At 48.7% G+C, this 1,875-nt stretch carries 3 protein-coding genes and 1 pseudogene; 2 read left to right on the top strand and 2 right to left on the bottom strand.

What is annotated here, in order from left to right:
- Positions 1 to 306: pseudogene (locus tag Q0628_RS01545) on the top strand (hypothetical protein); the annotation flags it as partial.
- 60 nt (positions 307 to 366) lie between these two features.
- The gene (locus tag Q0628_RS01540; RefSeq protein ID WP_298767818.1) at positions 367 to 507 is read left to right on the top strand and encodes a hypothetical protein; all 141 of its coding nucleotides are present in this window, start codon (positions 367 to 369) and stop codon (positions 505 to 507) included.
- Here Q0628_RS01540 and Q0628_RS01535 read toward each other — a convergent pair.
- Both Q0628_RS01535 and Q0628_RS01530 read right to left on the bottom strand, forming a co-directional pair.
- On the bottom strand, positions 504 to 713 hold the full coding sequence (locus Q0628_RS01535) for a phage integrase SAM-like domain-containing protein (RefSeq protein WP_298767817.1): 210 nt from the start codon (positions 711 to 713) through the stop codon (positions 504 to 506). The two genes, Q0628_RS01540 and Q0628_RS01535, sit on opposite strands and share 4 nt — an antisense overlap.
- Before the next feature lie 112 nt (positions 714 to 825).
- Positions 826 to 1,836, bottom strand: coding sequence for a virulence RhuM family protein (locus Q0628_RS01530; RefSeq protein ID WP_298767816.1), 1,011 nt, complete (start codon positions 1,834 to 1,836; stop codon positions 826 to 828).
- Between the last annotated feature and the right edge of the window lie 39 nt (positions 1,837 to 1,875).

Raw genomic sequence — 1,875 nt, 5'->3', positions numbered from 1 at the left:
CAGACTTCGGAAATCACTCCGGGAGAAGTTGCCTCCGGCTTCTCCATGACACTTGTCCCGCACATCCAGGCCGACAAGCGCGTACTCCTGCACTACAACGTGACGCTGTCCTCGCTCGATGGCATGGAAGTTATCATTGTCAATGGCGACAAGGATCGCGTTGACGAACGACCGACCGTTATTGGCCGCATGAACCCCGCTACTGGAGAAATCCACATGCTGCCGCGTACCAAGCAAACTTACGACCTCAAGGGCCGCAGTGTAGGCAATGACAAAAGAGCGAAAGGCTCGTACTACAGGAAGTAGGTGTTCCCCCTTGAGAACATCAAAAACAATCTATAGAACAAAAACTATGGGTCTTTAAAAATGAATAACGATTTAGAACAGAAAAAAGAGTATTCCGCCCCGAAAATGGAAATTGTTCAGCTGCGGCAAGAATCTATGCTGTTGGCAGATAGTGACGGCTGTAACAACGGAACATTGTTTTGTGATGGTGAGGCAAATTAGTAGATGCAGCCGGCGCTGTTCTTGCGCGCGTGCATGAAGTCGATGTAGCCGAAGACGAACGCCTCGGTGATGTCGCGGCATTCCGCCGTGGGCCTGTACATCTGCAGCTTTTGCAGGTGGGAGAGGTATGTGTCGTAGGTGTATTTCGACAGCGTGCTCGCCTTGGATTCCACAATCGCACGCGTCTCGGCGTAAAAGTCGCTCATTGGTTGCCCCTTATGGCTTACATGCGTTCAAAAGCCATCGTTTAGATTGTTTCTGTACAAATGTACACTATTTTTGTGTAGTTGTCAATAGGTTCCTTAGTTTTTGACTTTTTTACGTCTTGTATTCCGCGATAGACTCCATCAACTTATCGAAGTCGCTCTTGTAATTAGCGTCTCGGATTATCCTGAATTTGTCGTATTCGCCTTCCGCGAAGGCCTTGGCAATTTCGTGTGTGACTTTGCCCTTGTCCTCGAGAATGTCGCGCTCGTTGAATTGGAGAAATGCGTTTAGCTTTTCCACCCAGTCCTTCATGTACATGACCTGGCCGCGTTTCGCCTGCAGTTCGGCGAAGTCCAGATACATGGTGACAATCCTGTTCAGGGTGTCAATTTCTTCTTGCGACAGGTAGTTCTTGGCGATGGAAACGTCTGGCTTGCGTATGTCGCCGTTGGGGGCATTTTTCCATGTCGTGAGCCCCATGTTCACCTTTTTGCTGTCTGCACGTGAGTATATGATTTCTGCTGCGGTCTGGTGCGTTACAGCATAATGCATCTTGTTCTGCACTGTTGCGAAGAAATCCTGCGTAATTTGGCTGTCAGGGCTGTAGTCTGCGCTGCATCGGGCGTAGATGTCCGTGATTTTTTGGTAAAAACGGCGCTCGCTAGCCCGGATTTCGCGGATGCGTTCTAGCTGCTCCTCGAAGTAGTCCTTGCCAAAGAAGTTCTGCGGATCCTTCAGGCGCTCGTCGTTCATGGCGAAGCCCTTGATTATGTATTCCTTCAGGACATGCGTCGCCCAGATGCGGAACATGGTCGCCTTTTTGGAGTTGATGCGGTAGCCTACTGCGATGATAGCATCGAGATTGTAGATGTTGACGAACTTTGTTTGTTCCTTGCCAACCATCGCTCCATGGGGAGTGGTTGTTTCCATTTTGGAAACTACCACTTTTTCGTCCAATTCGCCATCGGCAAAGATATTCTTCAGGTGCTTTGAAATGGCCGCCTTCTGCACATCGAATAGTTCGGCCATCTTGGCCTGGGTGAGCCATAAGTTCTCGTTTTGCAACAGAATTTCGACCTTGACTTCTGCATTATCGGTTTTGTATAGTAAAATCTCTTTCATACTACACAAATGTATACTGTTTTGACGCGGATGTCAATA

This window comes from uncultured Fibrobacter sp. (assembly GCF_937877005.1).
Classification (GTDB): Bacteria; Fibrobacterota; Fibrobacteria; order Fibrobacterales; family Fibrobacteraceae; genus Fibrobacter.
Note: the sequence above shows the minus strand (reverse complement) of the source record. Positions and strands in the feature narration are given on the sequence as shown.

Coding starts and splice junctions, on each gene's coding strand:
- Q0628_RS01540 (WP_298767818.1), top strand. CDS start 367: ATGAATAACGATTTAGAACAGAAAAAAGAGTATTCCGCCCCGAAAATG.
- Q0628_RS01535 (WP_298767817.1), bottom strand. CDS start 713: ATGAGCGACTTTTACGCCGAGACGCGTGCGATTGTGGAATCCAAGGCG.
- Q0628_RS01530 (WP_298767816.1), bottom strand. CDS start 1,836: ATGAAAGAGATTTTACTATACAAAACCGATAATGCAGAAGTCAAGGTC.